The sequence below is a fragment of the Mesorhizobium sp. CNPSo 4661 genome, from assembly GCF_057784215.1.
In genome coordinates this window covers 48,608-73,519 of record NZ_JBWGIO010000003.1, presented here as the reverse complement: position 1 = coordinate 73,519, position 24,912 = coordinate 48,608, and the positions used below count along the sequence as shown (strand labels likewise).

The following is a 24,912-nucleotide window of genomic DNA, read 5'->3' as shown; positions in this document are numbered from 1 at the left end:
TCGCGCAACGATCGGCTTTTCAACCGCGACAGGACGTGTTACCAGCCAGCGCCAATCCTGAAAGGGAAGATGAGAGTCGGCGCTGGCCAATCGGCCCGGCGCCTTTTCCGCATTCAAAAGGACTGGCCATGGCAAAAATCATCGAAACGTCCACCGGCGCATTGGCGCTGACCTTCGACGACGTGCTTCTGCAGCCCGGCCATTCCGAAGTCATGCCGGGCGAAACCGACATCCGCACCCGCATCGCCGGTGACATCGATCTCAACGTGCCGATCCTGTCGGCGGCCATGGACACCGTCACCGAGGCGCGGCTGGCGATCGCCATGGCGCAGGCCGGCGGCATCGGCGTCATCCACCGCAACCTCACGCCGGCCGAGCAGGCCGAGCAGGTCCGGCAAGTGAAGAAGTTCGAATCCGGCATGGTGGTGAACCCGGTCACCATCGGCCCGGACGCCACGCTCGCCGACGCACTGGCGCTGATGCGCACAAACGGCATCTCCGGCATTCCCGTGGTCGAGAATGGCGGCACCGGCGGTCACACGGTCGGCCGGCTCGTCGGCATCCTCACCAACCGCGACGTGCGCTTTGCCTCCGATCCGGCGCAGAAGGTCTACGAGCTGATGACGCGTGAGAACCTGATCACCGTCAAGGAGAACGTCGACCAGGACGAGGCCAAGCGCCTGCTTCACAAGCACCGCATCGAGAAGCTGGTGGTGGTCGACCGGAAGGGCAATTGCGTTGGCCTGATCACCGTCAAGGACATCGAGAAGTCGCAGCTCAACCCGCATGCCACCAAGGACGCCCAGGGACGCCTGCGCGCCGCCGCCGCCACCAGCGTCGGCGATGACGGCTTCGAGCGTGCAGAGCGCCTGATCGACGCCGGCGTCGACCTGCTCGTCATCGACACCGCGCATGGCCATTCGCAGCGTGTCCTGGATGCGGTGACGCGGGCGAAGAAACTCTCCAATTCAGTGCGCATCTTGGCCGGCAACGTCGCCACCGCGGAAGGCACGAAGGCGCTGATCGATGCCGGCGCAGACGCCGTCAAGGTCGGCATCGGCCCAGGCTCGATCTGCACCACGCGCATCGTCGCCGGCGTCGGCGTGCCGCAGCTCTCGGCGATCATGTCGGCGGTGGAGATGGCGCAGAAGTCGGGTGCGACGGTGATCGCCGATGGCGGCATCAAATATTCCGGCGACCTCGCCAAGGCGCTCGCCGCCGGCGCTGGTGCCGCCATGATCGGCTCGCTGCTGGCCGGCACGGAGGAGAGCCCGGGCGAGGTCTATCTGCACCAGGGCCGCTCCTTCAAGGCGTATCGCGGCATGGGCTCTGTCGGCGCCATGGCGCGCGGCTCGGCCGATCGCTACTTTCAGGCCGAGGTCCGCGACACCCTCAAACTGGTTCCGGAGGGCATTGAAGGGCAGGTTCCCTACAAAGGACCTGTGGCTGGCGTGCTGCACCAGCTTGCAGGCGGCCTGAAAGCCGCTATGGGTTATGTGGGTGGACGTGACCTTGCAGACTTCCGCGAGCGCGCCACTTTTGTGCGCATATCCAATGCCGGACTTCGTGAAAGCCACGCCCATGACGTCACGATCACCCGCGAAAGCCCAAATTACCCGGGCGGAATTTGATCGGGAGGCCGATCAGGCCGACCGCCAGGGCCTGTGGCGTGGCTTGAGCGTGGCGGTTCTGCGGCTGTCGCGGCACGCGGCGGCCCTCTCCATCGCCTCAATTGCGCTTTTCCTTGCCATGACGGCGCTGGAGTTTCTCTATTTCCAGCGTCTGAGCGGTGGCCTGGCTTCGCTCGACATGCGCGTCGCCGGCTTCACGCCCGACGAAGGCATGGCGTGGCTCACAGCACTCGGCCGTCGCGGCGGCGAGATCATCATCGTCTGGCACTATTTGACCTTCGACCTTTTGTTCCCGGCCCTGCTGTCGCTGACGCTGGTCAGCCTCATCCTTGCCTTCGGCAGGCGGCTCAGCACCTTCCGAGCCATGCCGGCGCAACTGCAGGCCTTGTTCTCGCTCGTCCTGGTGTTGCCCTACACGGTCGCCGACTACGCCCAGAATTTTGCCTTGGCGCGGCTGCTTTCCGATTTCCAGTTGGCCAATCCCGATTCGCTGGCCTTCGCCTCTTCGCTGACCGTCACCAAATTCGCGTTGCTGGCGATCCCAGTCTTCGTCGTCGCATTCTTCGCGCTGGCCGGGCAACGGCGGCGCTGACGGGAGGAGAGGGCGCACATATGCACCAGACCGCCATCTTCTGGCCAATGCTGGCGCATGTGCTCCTGGTCTACATCGTCTATCTGGTGATGCTGAAGCGGCGCTATCTCGCCGTGAAATCGGGCGAAGCGAAGGTCAGCCAGTACAAGGTCCGCTCGACCGAGCCGGCGTCCAGCGTCACCGTCGCCAACAATCTGATCAACCAGTTCGAGCTGCCGGTTCTCTTCTACGCGCTCTGCCTGGCGCTGTTCGTCACCAATGGCGTGAACTACCTGACTCTGGCATTGATGTGGCTGTTCATAGCCACGCGCTATATCCACGCCTGGGTGCATCTCGACAGAAATTATGTGCTGCACCGCAGCCGCGCCTTCTTCCTCGGCGCGGGCATACTTTTGGTTGCCTGGATCTGGTTTGCGCTGCACCTGGCTGGGGCGGTGTGAAGAGGCGCTAAAGATCGAACACCGCGATCCTGCGCCTGTCGAATTTGATGCCGATCTCGCCGCGGACCAGCCTTAGCGCCTGCTCGCCGAAAACGGCGCGCCGCCAGCCCTGCAGCGCCGCCACGTCGGCCTCGTCGCCCTCGGCCGCTATGCGGTCGATATCGTCGCTGGAGGCAAGCACCTTGGTGGCGACGCCTTCCTTCTCCGCGACGATCCTGAGCAGCACCTTGAGCAGTTCCGCCGCCGCGCTCGATCCTTCCGGCGGCTGCACGCTTTTCGGCAGTTTCGGCATCGAGTCCTTGGGCAGCGCCAGCGCCGCGTTGACCGCGCCAAGCAGCGCGATTGCCGTCGCGGAGCGCTCCCAGCCTTTCGGCGTTGTGCGCAGCTTGCCGAGCGCCGCCGCGTCGCGCGGCGCCTGCTGCGCGATCTCGTAGATGGCATCATCCTTGAGCACGCGGCCGCGCGGCACGTCGCGCTCGCGCGCCTCGCGTTCGCGCCAGGCGGCCACCGCCTGCACGATCGCCAGCTCCTGCGGCTTGCGCAGCCTCATCTTCAGCCGCTTCCAGGCATCTTCGGGATGCGGATCGTAGGTCTCGCGCGAGGTCAGCACATCCATCTCCTCGTTCAGCCAATGGGCGCGATCCTCGCGCTTCAGCTCGGCGCTGAGATGCTGGTAGACCTCGATCAGGTGGGTGACGTCGGCAAGCGCGTATTCGAGCTGCTTGTCGGAGAGCGGCCGGTGCCGCCAGTCGGTGAAGCGCGAGGACTTGTCCAGCCGGGCTCCGGTGACCTTCTGGACGAGCTGGTCATAGGAAACGCTGTCGCCGAAGCCGCAGACCATAGCCGCCACCTGGGTGTCGAACACCGGATGCGGCACCAGATCGCCGAGATGGACGATGATTTCGATGTCCTGCCGCGCCGCGTGGAAGACCTTCAGCACCGCCTCGTTGGCCATGAGCCGGAAGAATGGTTTCAGGTCGATGCCGGGCGACAATGGATCGATAAGCGCCTCAATCCCAGGCGCGGCAATCTGGATCAGGCAGAGGATCGGCCAAAAGGTCGTCTCGCGGATGAATTCGGTATCGACGGTAACGAATTCCGACTTTTCGAACGCCGCGACAACGCTCTCGAGTTCTTCTTGTGTGGTAATGACGTGCATCAAATCGCTTTTGGCACAATATTAGGCCTCTTTCAATTTCAGCCGCGCGCGCTTTCGTCAAGCGCCGCGACGTCGTCACGCACCGCTAGTTTCGCGCGATCTCGATATCCGACGGCTGGGCGCAGTGTTTCAGGCCTCTGCGACCGGCGCTTCCACTCTTGGCCGTGCGATATCCGCGACTTCGGCCGCGGACCGTCGGCCAAGCGCGCCGGCGGCGGCCAGGCTGAGCAGGATGAAGGGGAGGCCGATGCCGAAGGCCGAGCGGATGCCCCAGTGATCCGATACGAAGCCGAGCAGCGGCGGACCAAGCAGAAAGGCGACGAAGGAGATCTGCGACAAGGCGGCGACATTGATCGCCGCGGGACGGTCGGTGCGCTGCGCCGCCGCCGAGATCGCCAGCGGAAAGATGGCGCTGCTGCCGATGCCCAGAAGCGCGAAGCCCAGCATCGAGACGAAGGGCAGGGGCGAGAAGAAGACGATGAACACGCCGACCAGCATTGTCGCCAGCAGCACGCGCGCCACGCCGCTCGGTGAGTGGCGATCTACAAAGCTGTCGGCGAAGAAGCGTGTCGTCGCCTGCGAGAAGGCGAACAGCGCCACGGTGAAGCCGGCAACGAAGGGCCCTGAGTCGAACACGGTGCGCATATAGATCGCCGACCAGTCCATGCTGGCCCCTTCCATCAGCATGGCCGATAGTGTCACCGCGACGAGGATGAGGATCGGCAGAGTCGGCCGGGCATACATCGGCGGCTTGTCGCCGGTCGCGGCGAAGCGGGCGGGCGCCGGTTCGAAATTGCCGAGGAACAACGCCATCGCAACCGCCACAATCGGCACGACCAGCGCCAGATGCACTTGCGGTGACAGGCCGAGATGAGCCACGGCGCTGCCGAACAGGCCGGCGCCGAAGAAGCCGATGCTCCAGAATGAATGTGCCCGGTTCATGATGCGGCGTTGGAGCAGGAACTCGGTCCTGTCGGCCTCGACATTCAAGATGATCTCGATGCTGCCGATCATCAATCCGACCGGGAGCAGCATCAGGAACAGAGCGGCCGGGCCCGGTGCGTGCACCGCGATGGCATAGGCGAGCGCGAGCAGCGGCACCAGCCACAACAGCGCGCGGCGAAAGCCGACGCGCTCCAGGATCGGCGTCGCCAGCGTCAGCGCGATCAAGGTAGCGATGGGCGTGCCGATCAGGGCCAGACCGAGCGTGCCGTCCTCGATCCCCATGGCTCGCTTGATGTCGGGCAGGCGCGGAAAAATGTTGCCCATGGCAAAGGAATAGATCGCGAAGCCGGCATAGACGCGGTGCTGGGGGGCGAGTTTCGGGCCAAGGGTCATCATGGGCAATCCAACAAGGAGATTCTGTCGGGCCTCGTCGGGCCACCAACGACTCTGCTTCTTGCATGAACAGGCAAAACATGCAACAATGTGCACAAATAAATAGGATCGTGCATGCTCACCGAGGAACGCCACCAACTCATTCGCGACCAGCTTGCGGCCGACGGAAAGGTGCTGGCCGGTGAACTCGCCAGCCGTTTCGGCGTGTCGGAAGACACGGTGCGCCGCGATCTCCGGGAATTGGCGAAGGCCGGGCAGTTGCGCCGCGTCTATGGCGGCGCGGTCGCGTCGGCGCCCTTTGCCGCCGCGACGCTCGGCCAGCGCAGCCGTCATGCGGTCGAGGAGAAAACGCGGCTCGCCAGGGCGGCGGTTGGGCTGCTGAGCGCGGGGCAGTCGCTGTTCATCGACGGCGGCACGACCAACGAGGCGATCGCCAGGGCGATGCCGCGCGACATGGAACTCACCGTCGCCACCAATTCGCTGGGTGTGGCCTCGGCTCTGACGGACCTTCCCCTGGTCGAGCTGATCGTGCTCGGCGGCCGCTATGTGCCCGATCTCGGCTCCTGCGTCGGGGCCGACACGCTCGCCGCCGTGGCGCAGCTCGGCGCCGATCTGTTCTTTCTGGGCTCCTGCGGGCTGGATGTCGCGCGCGGCGTCACCGCCTTCGATTCGGCCGAAGCCGAGGTGAAGCGCGCCATGGCGAAAAACAGCGCCGGCATCGTCATTGCCGTCACCAACGACAAGCTCGCCACCGCCGCGCCCTATCGCGTGGCGGGAGCGGATGCGATCCGCCATCTGGTGGTGGAAAAGACCGCGCCCTCCGCCACGCTCGCCGAGTTCCAAAGCCGGGGTGCGCAGGTCCACTTTGCCTGAACGGCCGCGCTAGCGCGCCTGTGTGACCGGTTGCCTTGACAAAGCCGGCCTCTCATGCGCTTTTCGCGCCAATTTTCGAGCCGGGCCGATGCCCGCAATTTCCGGACTTTACCCATGACCACGCATCGTTACCGCAGCCATACCTGTGCCCAGTTGAGAAAGAGCGACGTCGGCAATTCCGTTCGCCTGTCGGGCTGGGTGCATCGCGTGCGCGACCACGGCGGCCTGCTCTTCATCGACCTGCGCGACCACTATGGCCTGACTCAGATCGTCGCCGATCCGGATTCGCCCGCCTTCAAGGTGGCCGAAACACTGCGCGGCGAATGGGTGATCCGCGTCGACGGCGAGGTCAAGGCGCGCCTGCCCGAGACGACCAACGCCAACCTGCCGACCGGCGAGATCGAGATTTTCGCACGCGAGATCGAAGTGCTGTCGGCGGCCAAGGAGCTGCCACTGCCGGTGTTCGGCGAGCCGGAGTACCCGGAAGACATCCGCCTGAAATATCGCTTCCTCGATCTGCGCCGCGAGACGCTGCACAAGAACATCGTGGCGCGCACCAAGATCATCTCCGAGATGCGCAAGCGCATGGGCGAAGTCGGCTTCACCGAATTCTCGACGCCGATCCTGACCGCGTCGTCGCCGGAAGGCGCGCGCGACTTCCTGGTCCCGTCGCGTATCCATCCCGGCACCTTCTACGCGCTGCCGCAAGCGCCGCAGCAATACAAGCAGTTGATCATGGTCTCCGGCTTCGACCGCTATTTCCAGATCGCGCCCTGCTTCCGCGACGAGGATCCGCGCGCCGACCGGCTGCCCGGCGAATTCTACCAGCTCGACCTTGAGATGAGCTTCGTCGAGCAGGACGACGTGCTTTCCACCATGGAGCCGGTGCTGCGCGGCGTCTTCGAGACGTTTGCCAACGGCAAGCCGGTGACGCAGAAATTCCAGCGCATCCCCTACGACGTGGCCATGCGCAAATACGGCTCCGACAAGCCGGACCTGCGCAACCCGATCGAGATGCAGGCGGTTTCGGATCATTTCCGCGATTCCGGCTTCAAGGTGTTCGCCAACATCCTGGCCAACGATGCAAAGGCCGAAGTCTGGGCCATTCCGGCCAAGACCGGCGGCAGCCGCGCCTTCTGCGACCGCATGAATTCCTGGGCGCAGGGCGAAGGCCAGCCGGGTCTCGGCTACATTTTCTGGCGCAAGGAAGGCGAAAAACTCGAAGGCGCCGGCCCGCTGGCCAAGAACATCGGCGAGGAACGCACCGAGGCGATCCGCCAGCAGCTCGGCCTCGCCGACGGCGACGCCGCCTTCTTCGTCGCCGGTGACCCGAAGAAGTTCGTCACCTTCGCGGGTGCGGCGCGTACCCGCGCCGGCGAGGAGCTGAACCTCGTCGACCGCGAGCGGTTCGAGCTTTGCTGGATCGTCGACTTCCCGTTCTTCGAATGGAACGAGGACGAGAAGAAGATCGACTTCGCCCACAATCCGTTCTCCATGCCGCAGGGCGGCATCGACGCGCTCAACGGCGAGGAGCCGCTCGGCATCAAGGCCTTCCAGTACGACATGGTCTGCAACGGCTTCGAGATCGCGTCGGGCGGCATCCGCAACCATCTGCCGGAAACCATGGTCAAGGCTTTCGAGATGGTCGGCCTGGACCGCGCGACGGTGGAGGAGCGCTTTGGCGGCCTCTACCGCGCCTTCCAGTATGGCGCGCCGCCGCATGGCGGCATGGCGGCGGGCGTCGACCGCATCGTCATGCTGCTCGTCGGGGCAAAGAACCTGCGCGAGATCACCATGTTCCCGATGAACCAGCAGGCCTATGACCTGCTGATGAACGCGCCTTCGGAAGCGACCCCGCAGCAGCTGCGCGAGCTGTCGCTGCGTGTCGCCGTGGCCAAGAAGGAAGGCTAGGGCTCAGAGCCAGGCCTTTCTTTCTGCTCGCAGAAACAGCATCCATTGAAAAGCCCGGCATCGCTGCCGGGCTTTTTGCTTGAAGCGTGTCGCTCGATCAGTCCTGGTTCGCCTTGACCTTGACGCCCAGCGTCTTCGGCAGGTCGAGCGGGTTGGACATGGCGCCGGCCATGATCAGCGCGAACGGCACCGACGACGGCGGCTCGGCCGAGATTTCCAGGCTCTTCGGATCGTCGAGGAAGGTGTTGACCGCCGACGAGACTTCCGCCGTCAGCTCGGGATTGTTGAGCTGCGCCATGCCGAACGGCACGATCGCCTTGGCCTGGTTGGCGACGTCCTTGGCCGACATGCCCTGCTGCTTGCCGACATAGTCGAGCACCTTGCCGGTGAGCGAATCGTCCTCGAAGCGCACCGAGGCGCCGTTGAAGGAAAGCTGCTGCATCAGGCCGAGCATGGCCATGCCTTGCGCGGATTTGTCGGCGCCTTCCGGCTGGGCGGCGAGCTGCTTCTGCATGGCCTGCATCGACTTGATGAAGTCCAGCGTATAGCCGCCGAGGTTGAAGGTCATGCCGAGCGTGCCGGCATTCTCGACCGAGATGTCATATTTCGACAGCTCCATCTTGCCGTCGCTCGGCTGCCAGGTGCCGGCCATGTCGATGTTGCCCGAGATGTTCTGGTAGCCGAGCGCCTCGATGGCTTCCTTCGACTTCGGGTCGTCGACCAGCGACAGATCGGCGGTGAATTTTTCGGTGTTGGCGGTGAAGTCCATCGCCTTGCCGTCGGCTGGCGGGGTGATCTGGACGGCAAGCCCGTCCATCGCGAACGCCGTCTTGTCACCGACCTTGACCGTCATGTTGGAGAGCTCCGCCGACTTGTACATCATCAGCGAGCCGAGCGGATCGGTGCTGCCTTCGGCCGGGACCTTCATGTCGTGGATGACCACGGGGCTGAGGTTGAGCGTCACGCCGTCCTTGCTGTGCTCGAAAGCCGAGGTCGAGACGGTGGCGATCTCGTAGCCGCCATCGGCTTTGGTGACCCCTTCCAGCTTTACGTCGCCGATCGGCAGCGCTTCCTTCTCGGCCGCCGGCTTGATCGAAACACCCTGCAGCACGGCATTCGAATCGTCGCCGGAGACACCGGTCCACGAAATGTCGACGCCCTGGGCGCCGAGAGCTGCCTTGATGCGCTCGGCCACCGCCGGATCGGCGGCGAAGGCCGTGTTGAGCGGCAGCGTCAGCAGAAAGGTCGAAAAGGCCAGTTTCTTGAGCGTTGAGCGTTGGATTGTCATGGCGAGTTCCCTGTCCTGATTTGGCTATGATGAGATTGTTTTGAAAGCTGCTCCATCACCATTCCGTGACGAACGGGACGGGAAAAAGGCATTTCCCCGCACATTTGTCGAAAATGGCGATGAAAGGCAAACGCCGGCCGGCAGCCATTCCCGATGCGGTGAATTTATCATGAAGGCCGCGGCCCCTTGCGCCAGCGCGTTGCATTGCCAGATAGCGGCCGCATGTAACGGATTGATGTTGGCCGGCGTCATGTTGCCGACTAAGCCTGTTGCAGATCGGTGGCAAATTGCCGCCGTCGCCTTGCCGCTTCCGTGAAATCCTTCACACCCGCCGGCTGCATGTCCACGGCCGCGACGAATGCGCCGATGTTCACGCGGCGCTTGCCGCGAATCACCCGCTCGGCTAGTCCAAATCCATGGGAAAGAGGCTTTTGCCGCCTGATGACAATGGCGGCGGCGACAAAATCGAACCGGTCGATCTGAAGGAAGCGCTCGAGCGGCGCTACCTCGCTTACGCGCTGTCGACCATCATGCACCGGGCCCTGCCGGATGTGCGCGACGGGCTGAAGCCGGTCCATCGCCGCATCATGCATGCCATGCGGCTGCTCAGGCTCAACCCCGATCAGGGTTTTGCCAAATGCGCCCGCATCGTCGGCGACGTGATGGGCAAGTTCCATCCGCATGGCGACCAGTCGATCTACGACGCCCTGGTGCGTCTCGCGCAGGACTTCTCGATGCGCTACCCGCTGGTCGACGGGCAGGGCAATTTCGGCAACATCGACGGCGATAACGCCGCCGCCATGCGCTACACCGAAGCGCGCATGACCGAGGTGGCGAGCGAGCTGCTTGCCGGCATCACCGAGGACGCGGTCGATTTCCGGCCGACCTACAACGAAGAGGACGAGGAGCCGTCCGTCCTGCCGGGCGCCTTCCCGAACCTGCTCGCCAACGGTTCCTCCGGCATTGCCGTCGGCATGGCGACCTCGATCCCGCCGCACAACGCGGCCGAGCTTTGCGATGCTGCGCTTCATCTGATCGAGCATCCGGAAGCGCCGGTGGCGAAGCTGATGGATTTCGTCCAGGGACCGGATTTCCCGACCGGCGGCATCATCGTCGACAGCCGAGCCTCGATCCTCGAAGCCTATGAGACGGGCCGGGGCGGTTTCCGCGTGCGCTCGAAATGGGGCCAGGAGGACCAGGGCAGGGGCACCTGGAGCATCGTCGTCACCGAAATCCCTTACGGCGTGCAGAAGGCCAGGCTGATCGAGAAGATCGCCGAGCTGTTGATGGCGCGCAAGCTGCCGCTGCTCGAAGACATCCGTGACGAGAGCGCCGAGGACATCCGCGTCGTGCTGGTGCCGAAGAGCCGCACCGTCGATCCCGGCATCCTGATGGAATCGCTGTTCAAGCTCACCGAGCTCGAAAGCCGTTTTCCGCTCAACATGAACGTGCTGTCGCGCGGCAAGGTGCCGAACGTCCTGTCGCTGAAGGGCGTGCTAAAGGAGTGGCTCGACCACCGCCGCGAGGTTCTGATCCGCCGCTCGAAATATCGGCTGGGCGAGATCGAGAAGCGGCTGGAAATCCTTGCCGGCTACCTGATCGCCTATCTCAACATCGACGAGGTCATCAGGATCATCCGCGAGGAGGATGAGCCCAAGCAGGTGATGATGGCCCGCTGGTCGCTCACCGACAACCAGGCCGAAGCCATCCTCAACATGCGCCTGCGCGCTTTGCGCAAGCTCGAGGAGATCGAGATCCGCAAGGAGTTCGACGGCCTCACTGCCGAGAAGAAGCAGATCGAGGCCCTGCTGGCGTCCGACGCCAAGCAATGGTCGACGATCAAGTGGGAGGTCGGCAAGGTCCGCGACACGTTCGGTCCGGAGACCGAGCTCGGCAAGCGCCGCACCCAGTTCGCCGACGCGCCCGAGCATGACCTGACCGACATCGCGCATGCCATGATCGAGCGCGAGCCGGTCACCGTGGTGGTGTCGGAAAAGGGCTGGCTGCGCGCCATGAAGGGTCACCTGACCGACCATTCACAGCTCACTTTCAAGGAAGGCGACGGCCTGAAGCTTGCCTTCCACGCCCAGACCACGGACAAGATCCTGGTCTTCACCACGGGCGGCAAGTTCTACACCATCGGCGCCGACCGGCTGCCGGGCGGGCGCGGCCATGGCGAGCCGATCCGCATCATCGTCGACATGGAGAACGACCAGGACATCGTCACCGCCTTTGTCCATGATCCCAAGCGCAAGCTGCTGCTCGTCTCCTACGATGCCAATGGTTTCGTCGTTTCGGAGGAAGAGGTCGTCGCCAACACCCGCAAGGGCAAGCAGGTGATGAACGTCAAGGCGCCGGACGAGGCCAAGCGCTGCATCCCGGTTTCGGGCGACCATCTCGCCATCGTCGGCGAGAACCGCAAGATGCTGGTCTTCCCGCTGGCCGAAATTCCGGAAATGGCGCGCGGCAAGGGCGTGCGCCTGCAGAAGTACAAGGACGGCGGCGTGCTGGACCTCAAGACGTTCACACTCGAGACCGGGCTCTCCTGGCAGGATTCGGCGGATCGCACTTTCGTCAAGTCGCGCGAGGAACTGGCCGAATGGATCGGAGCGCGCGCCGCCGCCGGCCGCATGGTGCCGAAGGGTTTCCCGCGGACGGGTAAGTTCGGGTAGCACGGCCTTTTCCTTCTTCCCTTGTGGAAGAAGGTGGACGAGCGAAGCTAGGCCGGATGAGAAGTGTTCCAGGGAACGCCGACGTCTCACTCCGCTGGAGCACCCCCTCATCCGTCTCGGCGCTACGCGCCGAAGAGCGCCCAGCCAATCATTTGGACTATCGTCACGATTGCTGCACTATGATGGTGCATAAGCATCCATTGAACCTTCGGGCAGGGGAGAAACGCCGGGTTGAAGCGGGCTGAGATCCAGAAGCCGGGGCAGCGCCTGTTCGGCCTGTCGACGCCGCTGCGGGCGGCCGTCATCCCGCCGCTGTCGGCGGCGCGCTGGCTCCTGGTCCTGATCGTCGCCGCCGGCGTCTATTTCTTCCACGGCTTCCTGTTTCCGGTGCTGGCGGCCCTCGTCATCGCCTTCGCCAGCTGGCCGCTCTACCGCCGGCTGCTCGTCGTCGTCGGCGGCAACCGCACCGCCGGCGCGACGCTTGCGATCCTTTTCATCCTCACCTTCCTGGTGGTGCCGATCGCGCTTGCCGGCACCTATGCCATCAACGAGCTGCGCGAGTGGGTTACCTGGGCGATCGAGACCAATCGGCACGGCGCGGTAACGCCGCAATGGATCGCCACCATGCCGGTGGTCGGCGAGTGGCTGAACGAGCAGTGGACGGCGTATCTCGGCCATCCCGGCGGCATCGGCGAATTGATCCAGCTGATCAGCGGCTCCAACATCGGCACCATCTATCGCGGTGCCCTGGCCGCCGGCGGCAGCGCCTTCGGCCTGTTGCTGACACTTCTGTTCATGATGATCGCGCTGTTCTTCGCCTATCGCGACGGCGAATCTTTCGCGGCCCAGGTCGATCGCCTCGGCGAACGCATTCTGCCGACGCGCTGGGAGCGTATCTCGCGCGTCGTGCCGGCAACCATCTCCTCGACCGTGACGGGCATGACCATCATCGCCATCGGCGAGGGCCTGGTGCTGGGCATAGCCTATTGGCTCGCCGGCGTGCCGTCGCCGGTCACGCTCGGCGCGCTCACCGGCATCATGGCGCTGATACCGGGCGGCGCGCCGCTCTCCTTCACCCTGGTGTCGATCTACCTTGCCGCCAGCGGCCAGCTTTTTGCCGGCGCGGCGCTGTTCGTCTGGGGCGCGGTCGAGCTCTTCATCGTCGACAAGACCTTGCGGCCCAAGCTCGTCGGCGGCCCGATCAAGCTGCCGTTCCTGCCGACCTTTTTCGGCTTGATCGGCGGCGTCAAGACGATGGGCTTCCTCGGCCTGTTCATCGGCCCGGTATTGATGGCGCTGCTCGTCGCCATCTGGCGCGAATGGCTGCGCGAGGTTGAGTTGATGGACGAGATCCCGCCAGTCGCCGACGAGGCTGGCGCGCCGCCCCGGATCGAGGCGGCCGCGGAGCCGAGGAAGATTCAGGCCGGATGATGCACCGCGAGGTCCGCGCGGCGCTTGCGGCCCTCATGCAATTGCCACAGCGAATGCGCGACCAGCGTTACGATCATGATGCCGCCGCCGATCAGGCTGTTGCGTGACGGTGTCTCGGCGAAGATCATCCACACCCAGACCGGCGCCAGGATCGTTTCCAGGAGATAGAACATCGCCACTTCCGCGCCCGAGATGTATTTCGGTCCGTTGGCGAGGCAGAAGAATGCGATCGGCATGACGACGCCGCCATTCAGCATGATCCACCACGGCGCCGCTACCTGGAAGCCGGTCCTGGAAACCATGAACGCCGCCACCCCGAAAGGCAGGATGACGCCAATCAGCGCGGTGAAGCCCATGTCCTTGCCGCTGGCGCGCGAGATGGTGATGGCGCAGGCAATCAGGAAGGCGGAGCACAAAGCCATCAGGTCACCGAACAGATATCCGGTGCCGACGGAATCGCCAACGATGATGGCGACGCCGACGATCATCAGCGCCATCGCGGCGAGGGTCAGCGGCCGCGGCCGCTCTTTCAGGAACAGCCAGGACAGCAGCGCCGCGAAGACGGTGTTGAAGGCCAGGATGAAGACGAGATCGGCCGTCGATGTATGGTAGACGGCTGTCATGAAGGCAACCGCGCCGAGCCCGTAGATCACGGCCACGATCAGTCCCGACCAGCCCGGTATGAGCTGCGGCGCATTCTTGCTGTACGAGCGCCAGACGGCCCACATGATCAGCGCCGCCGCCAAGGTGCAACTGGTGCGCAGCAAAAGGATGGTCCAGGCCTCGCCATTCGCGAGCCGGATCAGCGGAATATCGATGCTCAGCACCAGCCCGCCGATGGCGGTGACGAGAAGGCCTTTCTGATGATCGGTGTGGGAAGACATGTGATCGTTCTCGAAACAAAGCGAGAGCAAGGGCCGGCGCGATTGCGCACGTCTCGCGCGAGGGCGCGCAGGACCGGCGTCTTCTCCCTTGAAACACTATAAGGGCGGGTTCGGGAAAACTGTTTTAGCGACTGACCGCTTCGTGGTCGAAGCGTTCCCAGCCTTTCGGGCCGAGATGCTCCTGCGGCATGAAGCGCATCTTATAATTCATCTTGCGCGAGCCGTTGACCCAGTAGCCGAGATAGACGTGGGGCAGGCCCATCGCCTTGGCGCGGGCGATGTGGTCGAGGATCATGAAAGTGCCGAGCGAGCGGTCCTCGAAGTCGGGATTGAAGTAGGAATAGACCATCGACAAGCCGTCGGCCATCTTGTCGGTGAGCGCGACGGCGATCAGCTCGCCATGGCCCTTGCCGGTGATGAACGTGTCGGGGCCACGACGCCGGTATTCGATGATCTTGGTGTCGACATGCGTGTCTTCCACCATCATCGCATAGTCGAGCACGGTCATGTCGGACATGCCGCCGCGGCGATGGCGGGCGTCGAGATAGCTGCGGAAGAGCGAATATTGCTCGGTCGAGGGCTGCGCGTCATGCATGGCCCCGACGAGATCGGCATTGTGCTGGATGACGCGGCGCATGTTGCGGCTGGGGTCGAATTCCTGCGCCAGGATGCGCACCGAGACACAGGCGCGGCACGATTCGCAGGCCGGGCGGTAGGCGATGTTCTGCGAGCGCCGGAAGCCGCCTTGCGTGAGCAGGTCGTTCATCTCCGGCGCCTTGTCGCCGACAAGGTGCGTGAACACCTTGCGCTCGAACTGTCCCTCCAGATAGGGGCACGGTGACGGCGCGGTCAGGAAGAACTGCGGCGACTGGGTCGGATGCTGCGTCATCTAATCTTGGAAACGCTCCTGCGAATCGCTCTACCTTTGGCCCGGTCGGCGAAAAATTCAACAGGATTGTGCTGACGCGACGGGCTCGACCTGTTCATATTTATGCGCAGGCGGTGCGGCGGTTTGATCGACGCGGCCGTGGACACCGTCAGATATCGGTGCGGGTGACCACCGTGCCGAGCAGCAGATCGTGCAGCGTGCGCTTGCGGTCGGAGAACAGCGTGACCAGAAGCACCAGCGGCGTCAGGATGACATTGCCGGCCCAAAACAGCACCGAGTGAACGACGGCCGTCATGCCGTCGATGCGGCTGCCGTCGAGCTTCTCCAGGCGGATGCCCATGATCTTCATGCCGGTCGTCGCCTGGTCGCGGCTTCCAAGCGTGTTCCAGATGTAGAGAATGGCTACCATCGGCACCAACACCGAAAACAGCGCCCAGCCGAGGCCGAAGGTCAAAAGCCCGAGGATGGCGACCAGGATGGCGAAGGGAATGGTGAGCAGCGCGACGAAAAAATAATCGAGCAGGAAGGCGAAGATGCGCCTCGTGCGCACGCCGCGATAGGCGCGGGTGTCCTCGAACCTGGTGGTGATGATCTCGCCGTCCAACACGCGTGCGTTCATGTCCGTTCCTCGATCGCGGCATCCGCTTGAGGATGCCTGTCGCCACTGTCAGATGGTGAGGGCGGCCCGGAATTCAAGGAACATGCCCGCCGCGACCGGCGCGATATCAGAAGATGCCGGGGCAGAGCCTGTAGCGGACCCGCGAGAGATAGTCGCGATACTCATCGGTCATCGCCAGGATGCGCTCCTCGCGCAGGATGCGATGGATCTGGAACAGGGTGATGATCGCGTAGACCGTGAAATTGTAGATGGAGAAGCTCGAAAGCAGGAACAAGATGTGCCCGGCCAGGTAGCCGGCATAGATCGGGTGCCGCACGAACCGGTAGGCGCCGCTGGTGACGACGCCGCGATTGGCAGGCAGGATGGCGAAAGAACGGCCGAGCGACATCTTGCCCCAGATAACCACCCAAAGCGCCAGGAACTGCAGCGGCGCCGCAATGTAAAGCGGGACGATCGCGATGCCTTGTTCCAGCGAAACCAGACCGGAGCCAAAGCCGGCGGTCAGCGAGATGAAGACGGTGAGCGGGCTCCAGTCGCGCACAAGCGGCCGGCGCGCCAAGAGCAGCCAGACAAAGGTGAGCGTCTCGGAAATCAGCAGCATCAGGACGTTGAGCCGGCCGCTGTCGATGACGAGGTTGTTCACGCCGCGATAGATGAAGACTGCTGCTACCGCGAGCGCGATGAAACGAAACAGCCCCTCGCGCAGGTCGGTGAGAACCGCGCTGCTCTGCAGGCCGGACCAAAAACCGTTCTCCGCGCCAGGCAGCATATCGCTCTTGGAAATCGCCAACTCTGTTACCCCGGTGGTCCCCTCGCGAGGGACCATTGCACGCAAGCCTTGCCGTCCGGTTAAGGTTTCGCACGCTTTTGGTTGCATCTGGAGGATTTGCGTCGTTACGCACGAATACCGGATGATGTGTTGGCAGTTGAACATGACATTCTTCCCGGTCTAGCTTGCTGCGGCGCACAAAGGGGACAGGGACATGGACTACGACATGCTGGTCATCGGCAGCGGCCCTTCGGGGCGCCGGGCCGCGGTGCAATCGGCAAAGCTCGGCAGGTCGGTGCTGGTGGTCGACAGGGGCCGGCGCCTGGGCGGCGTCTCGGTGCACACCGGCACCATCCCGTCGAAGACGCTGCGCGAGACGGTGCTCAACCTCTCGGGCTGGCGCGAACGCGGCTTCTACGGACGCGGCTACCGGGTCAAGCAGGACATTTCGATCAGCGATCTGGTCGACCGGCTGCACAAGACGCTCGACCATGAGGTGGAGGTGCTGCAGCACCAGTTCATGCGCAACACGGTGAGAAGCGCGCGCGCCGCGGTGAAATTCCTCACGCCGAACAAGGTCAGCCTGACCGCCGACAATGGCGACTACAGCGAGGTTGGCTTCGCCAACGCGCTTATCGCCGTCGGCACCAGGCCGCACCGTCCGGCCGACGTGCCCTTCGACAAACAGCGCGTCTTCGATAGCGACGAGATGCTGGAGCTCCACCATCTGCCGCGCACGCTGACGGTGATCGGCGCCGGCGTCATCGGCGTCGAATACGCCACCATCTTTTCCGCGCTCGACGTGCCGGTGACGTTGGTCGAGCCGCGCAACACCATCCTCGACTTCATCGACCGCGAGATCGTCGACGACTTCATCCACCAGATGCGCGACCGCGGCATGACCATCCGCCTCGGCAGTGCGGTGAAGGAGATCGCCTCGAAGCCCGACCATGCCGAAGTGACGCTGGCCGACGGCCGCACCATCCGCTCTGAGATGGTGCTCTACGCCGCCGGCCGCACCGGCAACGTCGCCAGCCTCGGCCTCGACACCGTCGGGATCGAGGCCGACGCCCGGGGCCGCATCAAGGTCGATCCGGACACCTTCCAGACCAGCGTGCCGAACATCTATGCTTCCGGCGACGTCATCGGCTTCCCGAGCCTCGCCTCGACCTCGATGGAGCAGGGCCGGGTGGCGGCCTGTCACGCCTTCGGCGTCCACCTGCCGCCGCCGCCGGAGAGCTTTCCCTACGGCATCTACGCCGTGCCGGAAATCTCGACGGTCGGCTTGTCGGAAGAGCAGGTGCGCGACAGCGGTGCCGCCTATGAGGTCGGCCTGGCACGGTTCCGCGAAACCTCGCGCGGCCACATCATGGGCGTCTCAAGCGGCTTCCTGAAGCTTCTGTTCTCTGTCGAGACGCGCCGCCTGCTCGGCGCCCATATCGTCGGCGAGGGCGCCACCGAGCTCATCCATATCGGCCAGGCGGTGATCAACCTCGGCGGCACGGTCGACTTCTTCGTCAACAACACTTTCAACTACCCGACGCTGGCGGAAGCCTACAAGATTGCGGGTTTGGACGCCTGGAACCGGATGGGACAGGGCTAGAGCAATTCCAGGAAAAGTGCGAGCGGTTGGGCTCGGCGACTTCGCCGTAGCCTTCCGTCCGGAATTGCGCAAAAGTAAATACTCTGGGTCGACTAGACTTCCAACTGCGACAGCAGCGACAGCATGACGTCGGCCGACGGCATCGGCAGTACCGCCTCGATCTCTGCCGGCCGCACGCCGGCAACGGCGTCGGCGTCGCCCGCCACGGTGCCGAGCGGCCCGCGGAATCCATGTTTTGACCAGGCGAGTTGCTGCAGTTTCGGGCTGGTCAGCGCCTCGAGCAACTGGTCGACCGCCGGATCGATGACGATCAGCGGATGCGCCGAATAGACGGTGGGACGCGGGTAGAGGATTTCCGGCTTGGCGCCGGCGCCGGCCTGCACGCGCTGCCAGCGCGCCGGATCGGCGAGCGCCCATTCCACGAGCTGGTTTTCGTAACCCACTGCCATCGGTTCGGCGCCCAGGCCTCCGGCGATGTATTGGTCGAACAGCTTGCCGGATGACGACGATTTGAGGCCCATGCTGCGGAAGATCGACTTCGCCTGCTCGCCATGCTGCACCAGCAACTCCTGCGTCGCCACGTCGCCGCTCATCAGGCTGAGCACCAGGCCCGCGAACATGAAGCCGGAGTTGGAGCGGTTGGGATCGGTGGAGACGATACGGGCGCGGCCATAGAGTTCGGAAATGCCGAGATCCGACCAGTTCTTGCCGGCAAGGATGGCATCGAGCAGCGCCTTCAGGTCGAGCTGGTTGTAGCCGCCCTTGGCGGCGACCGTGACCAGGCCGCTCTTCTTCAGCCCCTCGACCACCGGGCCCCAGGTGTAGACGACGATCGGCGAATTGAGCACGACCTGGTCGTTGCGGATGGAAACGCCGCTCTTGCGCGCAAGGTCGACCATGATCGAGGAGGACGGCCAAAGGAACTGCGGCTTCTGTGTCAGGAGAGCCGGCTCGCGCACCATCTCGACCGAGCCTGCGACGCGGGCGTCGAGCTCTAGCCCGTAGCCGCCCAGCGCGCTCACCACATCGGGGTCGGCGAGGAACGCCTGCTTCTCGCCGCCGATGAAGCCGAACAGATGCGCCCGGTTGCCGAGATAGCCGCGGAATTCAGGCCGGTCCTTCAGCGTCAGATAGCCGCCCGTTCCGGCCGCGGCGGCGGCAAGCAGTCCAAGTCCGAAAGCGCGGCGAGAAAGGGCCATCAGCGACCGATATCCTCTTTCAGCGACTCCTGGATGAGTCGCAGGTCAACGTCGAGCGTGCCAAGCTCGGAGTCCGCCTGGCTGTCGGCGTAATGCACGAAAGCGTCCTGCAGCTTGGTGATCACCGAGCCGATCGAGGCAAGCCGCTGCTGGCTTGGCGCGCGACGATCGGCGAGCGTGGCATAGCCTTCCGCGATCTCCGCCGCCTGCGGCACGTAATAGGTAAGGAAGCGCCGCACGGAAGCAGCGCTTGCCGGCTTCGCCTCGACCTTGGAGATGACGTCGGCGGCGATGTCGGACAGGTCCTTCACCTTGGCTTTCATGTCCTTGTCGGCGATCGAGCCGGCCGCCGCCGCCAACCGGTCGGTCGCCGGCTGCGCCTGCGCCAGCAACTCACGCGCGAACGCCACCTGGCCGCCGCCGATGGAGCGCAGATCGAACCCTTCGAACAGCTGCCGCGGCGCCAGCACGAAGACCAGTCCGAAAAACACCAGCACCGAAATCACCGCCGAGACCAGGAAGGGGAAGCGGGTGAGCGTGCCGAGACCGATCAGCAGCGCGGCCGATACCAGCCCCGCCACGATCCAGTTCCAGTCATTGCCGAACAAGCCGCGCATGGTTGGCCTTAATTGTAGCCGCGCGCGGCGCGGAAGGCACCGGCAAGGTCGCCGCCCCCGTCGAAGACTCGCGCCGAGGTCTCCTTGGCGAGACTGTCGAGCTGGCTCTTGTCGGCATCGCCGAAGGTGATGCCGAACACCGGGATCCGTAACGGCGCCTGCCGCCACTCAGCCAAAAACGGTTCGGCGCTGCCGTCGGTGCGGCCGTCCGTCATGATGACGATGGCCGGCAAATATTTAGAAAGGTCGGGCGTCGCCAGGATCTTCTGCAGCGCCTGTGAGGCGCAAGCATACATGTCCGTGCCGCCGCCAGCCCGCTGCTGCGCCACGTCGCCAAGCAACTGGCTCTGGCCCGCCGGATCGCCGGTCGCGTCGAAAATGTCGCGCACCGTGCTGTCGAACGGCAGCACGAAGATGTGGTCGGACGGCGTCCACTGCACAAGCACTTCGCTCGACTTTTCCGGCGTGAACAGGAACTGCGCGGCCTCCTGCAACTGCTTCTCGCCTTCATTCTCCATCGAACCGGAGAAGTCGAAGCAGAGCGCCGTCAGCGACGGCTTGCGCAGGGCTTCCTGATAGAGATTCAGCGCCGTACGGATCACCGCGGGTTCCGGCATGCGGATCGACGTCACCAGCTTGCCCGGATCGAAATTCCAGTCGGGCTCGGCCGTCGCCTGGACCGCGGCGCCGCCAAGCGGCAGTCGCCGGCCGGTGTCGGCGATGCGCTTGCGTACTGCATCCGACTGCAGATAGGCGAGCAGGTCGGTGAAGAATTTTTCGACATCGGCGCCGCGCCCATGGTCGATGAAACCGAGCGGGGAATCGCCGACCGCGACGCCGTCGGCCGGATAGACCGCATAGAGCGGCTCGTCGCCCATCTGCTTCAGCTTGTCGTTGGTCTCCTTCAGCGTCGCCTCGTAATTCCACATCGCGTCATAGAGCGTGCCTTTGCGCGCGCTGTCGACATAGAGGTCGGCCAGCCAGCCTGAGGACCCGGACGAGCGCTCGACGCCCTGCAACAGGGCACCGACCGTGTCGTGCACGGAGGCATTGTCGAGGTCGCCGGGTTCGATCACCTGCTTGCCGCCGAGCGCGCTGGAGAGCATCGCCAGATAGGCGCTGGCGCCGGAATTGGACTGCGTGGCCGAAGTCATCAGGAATTTGAGCTTGCCATCCTTCACCGCGGCAAGGATGTCCTTCATGTACACGTCCTTGCCGACCCAGCCGAGTTCGGCGGCCTTGGATTTGCGCACGCCGAGGATGACCGGCATTTGCGCGATCGAGGTGAGGTTGCGCACCTTGCGGCCGGTATCGAACAGGTCGACCCAGGCGCTCGACGCCGGCCACACCGCGTCCTGATCGAGCCCGCCGGCCTTCTGCAACCCGAGACCGATATCGAGCGAGCCCTGGTAGGTGATGGTGCAGGTCGCGCCCTGCTTGGCGCAGAACTCCTGCACGATCGGTTCCAGCACCGTGTTCTCGGACCCGGAGACGATCGAGAATTTGACGTTGCTGGAATTGCAGGCTGCCAACAGCAGCGCGGCCGCCAGCGCAAGAACGGACGAAAGCTTCATTCGCATCGAGGCCCCGTCAGCTCTTGAGCCGGATGATTTCAGGTCGAGTGGACCTGAAATCATCCGGCTCCAAATCAAAGAGATGGAGCATGATGTCGTCCGAAAACCGCTTCACACTTTTCGGCATCATGCTCCAGTGAGCGCTTTCTTGAGGTCGGCGGTCATCTGGTCCATCTGCTTTTCGGCATCGGCCCGCTTCTGCCGGCCTTGCTCCTGGACCTTGAGCACGCCCTGCACGGTGTCGATCAGATCGCGGTTGGCCTGCGCCAGCGTCTCGACATCGACGATGCCGCGCTGCGCCTGCTCCTCGATGGAGATGGCCTGATCCTTCATCATCTTCGATGTCTGGCGGATCATCTCGTTGGTGGCGTCGGTCACCGTCTTTTGCAGCTCCAGCGCCGATTTCTGGTTGGTCAGCCCAAGCAGGATGACCATCTTCTGCTTCCACGCCGGCACGGTCAGCGCCGAGGTCGCCTGCAGGTTCTCAATCAGCGTCTCGTCGCCGGACTGCACGATGCGGATCTGCGGCAATTGCTGGATGCCGAGCTGGCGCGCCTGCACCAGGTAGAAGATGCGCTTCTCCAGCCGGTCGAGCGCCTGCACGGCGTCCTGGTAGGTCTGTGCCTCTAGCGCTCCGGCGGAATCGCTCGCCTTGGCGTCTGCCGCGGCCTTCAGCTTCGGCAGTTCGTTGGCGCGGTAGTCGTCGACGAATTTCTTGCCGGCCTGCACATAGGCGTCGAGGTTGAGGATGGACTCCTTGGTCTGCTCGTGCAGGTCGTCGAGCACGGCGATGTCGCGGCGCAGCGTGTCCTTGTGGCGGTCGAGCTCCAGGCCGATGCGGTCGATCTGCCCGGCGACGTCCTCGTATTTCTCCTTGAAGCGTTCGAGCCTGGCCTTGAACGAGGAGAACAGGTTGCCCAAGAACCCTTCTTCCTTCAGCGAAGCCGGATCGAGGTTCTTGGCCTTCATGATGATGTCGGTCAGCAATGTGCCGGTATCGCCGAGATCGCGGTTGCGGATCTGCGACAGGATCTTGTCGGCATAGTCGCTGACCGCTTGCTGGGCGCGGTCGCCGAAGACCGAAATCGCCGCGCGGTCGCGCATATCGATGCCGCCTTCAATCCTGGCGACCTCGCCCGGACTGGCGGCGATGACGGGCAATTTTGAAGTGTCGTCGAGCAAAGTGATGCTGTTCTCGTCGGCCATTGAGACCTCCCCTCGGTGAACAGTATCTCGATAGACAGTGTGTGACAGACATATGACAATGGAGCGACATGCCGCGCCAGGCTGTGAAGTGCGTCACCTTTTTGGCGCCTGGGCGATGGAAGGAGACGCTCTCCGCGCAACCGGCGCAGACTCTGCAAGCCACTGCCGCATGATCGCGGCGTCCGCATCGCCAAATTCGTGGCCCGAGGCGACGATGCGCGCGTCGACCTCGGCGCCACGCTGGCTGAACAGCGTCACCAGAGCGGGTGCGAACGGGCCGTAGGTCTGGTCGGCGGCGCCAGCGACGATCAGCACGCGGCTTCCCTCGAGGTCGGTCATGGGCGAAGTGTCGAGCACCGGCATTGCCCGCAAGAGCGCCGCCTGCCTGACCACACCCGGATGGAGCAGCATCAGGCTGGAGACGACATTGGCGCCGTTCGAATAGCCAAGGAAGGTCGCACGCTGAAGGTTGAGCCCATGCTCCCTCACGGCTTCCATTGCGAACTGGGCGTAGGCAGCCGTCTCCGCATGGATGCTGGCCTGCTCGAAACTGGTCGGCGTGATTCGCTCGAACCAGCGAAATCCGTCCTCCTGCGGGATGCGGCCGCGCGCTGCGACGATCACCGAACGCGGCGCGATCTGCATGGCCAGCGGCAGCATCGTCGTCTCGTCCACACCCGAGCCGTGCAGCACGAACAGGCACTCGCCGCTTGCGTTTGCCGGCTTCAGCAGACGGTAGGGAAATCTCAGATCCTCGCGCAGGACGCTGTTTTTGTCGCTATATTCGGGAACGCTCATATCCATTTGATTCCATGAGAGATTCGTTGATTTGCCGGCTTCAAAACGGAATATTTTGGCGCTCCGCGAAAGTTGATTGAACCATGCGCATTTCAGTCCGTTTCTGCGCCGATACACTCCTCATGGGAGGAATCGAAGCGGTGCGCCCCGGGGGTCGCATTGCTGGCTATGAACAACCAGCTTTGAGGCCTTTTGTCGATGACCACCCCTGTTCCTAACGATCGCCATAGGCGTATCGACGAGCGCGATACGCGTATCGACGTGCTGCGCGCGCTCGCGCTGCTCACCATTTTCGTCGACCATGTGCCGGGCACTGTCTTCGAGAACTGGACCTACAAGAATTTCGGCTTTTCCGATGCTGCCGAAGCCTTTGTGCTGATTTCCGGCATCTCGGTCGCGCTGGCCTACGGCACGAAGTTCAAGCCGGGCGGCCGATTGCTCGCGACTTTGAAGATGTGGCGGCGCGCCGGCGTGCTCTACATCTCCCACATCGTCATCACGATGGTGGTGATTGCGCTGTTTTGCGCCGCCGCGGTGTTGGCTCATCGTCCGGAAATGCTGACGATGATCAACATCGAGCCCTTGATGAAGAACACGCCGCAGGTGCTGCTCGGCATCGTCACGCTCGGCCACCAGCTCGGCTACAACAACATCCTGCCAGTCTATGCGGCGCTGCTTCTGGCGGCGCCCCTTTTCGTGCTGTTCGTCAGCTATCGGCCGGTGCCGGCGCTGATCGTGTCCGGCCTGCTTTGGCTCGTCGCCGGCATCTGGCAGATCGCGCCGCCGAACTATCCGGAGCCGGGCTTCTGGTTCCTCAACCCGCTGTCCTGGCAGTTCCTGTTCAACATCGGCCTTGCCGCCATGCTGCATGTGAAGCGCGGCGGACGGATCCCGGTCAATCCGTGGCTGCTTGGTGGCGCCGGCATCTATGTGGCCGGCGCGGCGATCTGGGTGCACACCCCGCTTTGGGGGCAGATCACCTGGTTCAACCTGCCGGTAGTGATCGGCGGCTTCGACAAGACCTTCCTGTCGCTGCCGCGGCTCTTGCACATTCTGTCGGTCAGCTATCTGATCGTGGCCCTGCCAGCGGTCTCCAACTTCTTCCGCGTCCGGCCCGACAATCCTCTGGCGATCCTGGGTAAGCGCTCGCTGCCGGTGTTCGTCGCAGGCACGCTACTTGCCATGGCGGCGCAGGTGCTGAAGCTGATCAATCCGGGCGGCCTGGCCTACGATACGCTGCTGATCGCGGCCGGCATCGCCATGCAGCTCGCGCTTGCGCTCTATCTCGAATGGTTCGCCGGCCTCGGCCCGTCCCGCGCCAAGCCGATGCGCGAGGAGCCTGGACGTAAGCCATTCGGCGCGCAGCCGCTGCCGGCGAGGGCGGGGGGATACTAGCGTGATGCCGAACTGATCTGAGCG

22 protein-coding genes are annotated in these 24,912 nt (G+C 64.0%); 9 read left to right on the top strand and 13 right to left on the bottom strand.

Going from position 1 to position 24,912, the window contains the following annotated elements; all coding sequences use genetic code 11:
- Nucleotides 1–128 precede the first annotated feature (128 nt).
- From guaB to AC0YKC_RS05100, 3 genes are read left to right on the top strand one after another with little or no spacing between them, the layout of a single operon-like run.
- Entirely contained in the window at nt 129–1,631 is a 1,503-nt protein-coding gene (gene guaB / locus AC0YKC_RS05110; protein WP_320297321.1) for an IMP dehydrogenase, read from the top strand.
- A gap of 43 nt (nt 1,632–1,674) precedes the next feature.
- Nucleotides 1,675–2,223, top strand: coding sequence for a hypothetical protein (locus AC0YKC_RS05105; protein ID WP_320297320.1), 549 nt, complete (start codon nt 1,675–1,677; stop codon nt 2,221–2,223).
- Between the two features lie 20 nt (nt 2,224–2,243).
- Nucleotides 2,244–2,663, top strand: coding sequence for an MAPEG family protein (locus AC0YKC_RS05100; RefSeq protein WP_488510358.1), 420 nt, complete (start codon nt 2,244–2,246; stop codon nt 2,661–2,663).
- A gap of 7 nt (nt 2,664–2,670) precedes the next feature.
- Here the strand turns inward: AC0YKC_RS05100 and rnd are convergent, their stop codons facing one another.
- Complete coding sequence (gene rnd / locus AC0YKC_RS05095; protein WP_320297318.1) at nt 2,671–3,822, bottom strand: ribonuclease D; 1,152 nt, start codon at nt 3,820–3,822, stop codon at nt 2,671–2,673.
- 129 nt (nt 3,823–3,951) lie between these two features.
- On the bottom strand, nt 3,952–5,163 hold the full coding sequence (locus AC0YKC_RS05090) for an MFS transporter (RefSeq protein WP_488510357.1): 1,212 nt from the start codon (nt 5,161–5,163) through the stop codon (nt 3,952–3,954).
- A 111-nt stretch (nt 5,164–5,274) separates the two neighbouring features.
- Between AC0YKC_RS05090 and AC0YKC_RS05085 the strand changes: the two genes are divergently transcribed.
- Nucleotides 5,275–6,033, top strand: coding sequence for a DeoR/GlpR family DNA-binding transcription regulator (locus tag AC0YKC_RS05085; protein ID WP_488510356.1), 759 nt, complete (start codon nt 5,275–5,277; stop codon nt 6,031–6,033).
- A gap of 114 nt (nt 6,034–6,147) precedes the next feature.
- Nucleotides 6,148–7,944 (top strand): aspartate--tRNA ligase, encoded by a 1,797-nt coding sequence (gene aspS / locus AC0YKC_RS05080; protein ID WP_488510355.1) that lies wholly within the window; start codon nt 6,148–6,150, stop codon nt 7,942–7,944.
- A gap of 97 nt (nt 7,945–8,041) precedes the next feature.
- Here aspS and AC0YKC_RS05075 read toward each other — a convergent pair whose 3' ends face one another.
- Together AC0YKC_RS05075 and AC0YKC_RS05070 are read right to left on the bottom strand one after the other, a co-directional pair.
- A complete protein-coding gene (locus tag AC0YKC_RS05075) occupies nt 8,042–9,232 on the bottom strand; it encodes a hypothetical protein (protein ID WP_488510354.1) in 1,191 nt (396 codons plus the stop codon).
- A 260-nt stretch (nt 9,233–9,492) separates the two neighbouring features.
- A complete protein-coding gene (locus AC0YKC_RS05070; RefSeq protein ID WP_488510353.1) occupies nt 9,493–9,627 on the bottom strand; it encodes a hypothetical protein in 135 nt (44 codons plus the stop codon).
- Nucleotides 9,628–9,648: 21 nt separating this feature from the next.
- Here AC0YKC_RS05070 and parC point away from each other — a divergent pair, with 21 nt between their 5' ends.
- Both parC and AC0YKC_RS05060 read left to right on the top strand, forming a co-directional pair.
- Nucleotides 9,649–11,904 (top strand): DNA topoisomerase IV subunit A, encoded by a 2,256-nt coding sequence (gene parC, locus AC0YKC_RS05065; RefSeq protein ID WP_434722470.1) that lies wholly within the window; start codon nt 9,649–9,651, stop codon nt 11,902–11,904.
- Between the two features lie 231 nt (nt 11,905–12,135).
- Entirely contained in the window at nt 12,136–13,335 is a 1,200-nt protein-coding gene (locus tag AC0YKC_RS05060; protein ID WP_488510352.1) for an AI-2E family transporter, read from the top strand.
- On the opposite strand, the gene AC0YKC_RS05055 is transcribed toward AC0YKC_RS05060, so the two are convergent.
- The 4 genes from AC0YKC_RS05055 to AC0YKC_RS05040 all read right to left on the bottom strand — a co-directional run bounded on the left by AC0YKC_RS05055 (nt 13,323) and on the right by AC0YKC_RS05040 (nt 16,517).
- Entirely contained in the window at nt 13,323–14,219 is an 897-nt protein-coding gene (locus tag AC0YKC_RS05055; protein WP_320297311.1) for a DMT family transporter, read from the bottom strand. The genes AC0YKC_RS05060 and AC0YKC_RS05055 overlap by 13 nt on opposite strands.
- A gap of 124 nt (nt 14,220–14,343) precedes the next feature.
- A complete protein-coding gene (locus AC0YKC_RS05050; protein ID WP_434722472.1) occupies nt 14,344–15,108 on the bottom strand; it encodes an arginyltransferase in 765 nt (254 codons plus the stop codon).
- A gap of 148 nt (nt 15,109–15,256) precedes the next feature.
- Complete coding sequence (locus AC0YKC_RS05045) at nt 15,257–15,727, bottom strand: RDD family protein (RefSeq protein ID WP_073989170.1); 471 nt, start codon at nt 15,725–15,727, stop codon at nt 15,257–15,259.
- A 106-nt stretch (nt 15,728–15,833) separates the two neighbouring features.
- A complete protein-coding gene (locus tag AC0YKC_RS05040; RefSeq protein WP_488510351.1) occupies nt 15,834–16,517 on the bottom strand; it encodes a methyltransferase family protein in 684 nt (227 codons plus the stop codon).
- A gap of 193 nt (nt 16,518–16,710) precedes the next feature.
- Here AC0YKC_RS05040 and sthA point away from each other — a divergent pair, with 193 nt between their 5' ends.
- Complete coding sequence (gene sthA, locus AC0YKC_RS05035) at nt 16,711–18,099, top strand: Si-specific NAD(P)(+) transhydrogenase (protein ID WP_488510350.1); 1,389 nt, start codon at nt 16,711–16,713, stop codon at nt 18,097–18,099.
- 92 nt (nt 18,100–18,191) lie between these two features.
- Here the strand turns inward: sthA and AC0YKC_RS05030 are convergent, their stop codons facing one another.
- The 5 genes from AC0YKC_RS05030 to AC0YKC_RS05010 form a co-directional block, all read right to left on the bottom strand.
- Nucleotides 18,192–19,298, bottom strand: a complete 1,107-nt coding sequence (locus tag AC0YKC_RS05030) for a type 2 periplasmic-binding domain-containing protein (RefSeq protein WP_320297306.1) — start codon at nt 19,296–19,298, stop codon at nt 18,192–18,194.
- Nucleotides 19,298–19,915, bottom strand: a complete 618-nt coding sequence (locus tag AC0YKC_RS05025; protein ID WP_488510349.1) for a 5-bromo-4-chloroindolyl phosphate hydrolysis family protein — start codon at nt 19,913–19,915, stop codon at nt 19,298–19,300. The genes AC0YKC_RS05030 and AC0YKC_RS05025 overlap by 1 nt, the downstream gene beginning before the upstream one ends.
- 8 nt (nt 19,916–19,923) lie before the next feature.
- The gene (locus AC0YKC_RS05020; RefSeq protein WP_488510348.1) at nt 19,924–21,495 is read right to left on the bottom strand and encodes a substrate-binding domain-containing protein; all 1,572 of its coding nucleotides are present in this window, start codon (nt 21,493–21,495) and stop codon (nt 19,924–19,926) included.
- A 120-nt stretch (nt 21,496–21,615) separates the two neighbouring features.
- Nucleotides 21,616–22,695, bottom strand: a complete 1,080-nt coding sequence (locus tag AC0YKC_RS05015; protein WP_488510347.1) for a toxic anion resistance protein — start codon at nt 22,693–22,695, stop codon at nt 21,616–21,618.
- Nucleotides 22,696–22,788: 93 nt separating this feature from the next.
- Complete coding sequence (locus tag AC0YKC_RS05010) at nt 22,789–23,493, bottom strand: alpha/beta hydrolase (RefSeq protein WP_488510346.1); 705 nt, start codon at nt 23,491–23,493, stop codon at nt 22,789–22,791.
- A 198-nt stretch (nt 23,494–23,691) separates the two neighbouring features.
- Here AC0YKC_RS05010 and AC0YKC_RS05005 point away from each other — a divergent pair, with 198 nt between their 5' ends.
- Entirely contained in the window at nt 23,692–24,888 is a 1,197-nt protein-coding gene (locus AC0YKC_RS05005; RefSeq protein WP_488510345.1) for an OpgC family protein, read from the top strand.
- Nucleotides 24,889–24,912: the final 24 nt, after the last annotated feature.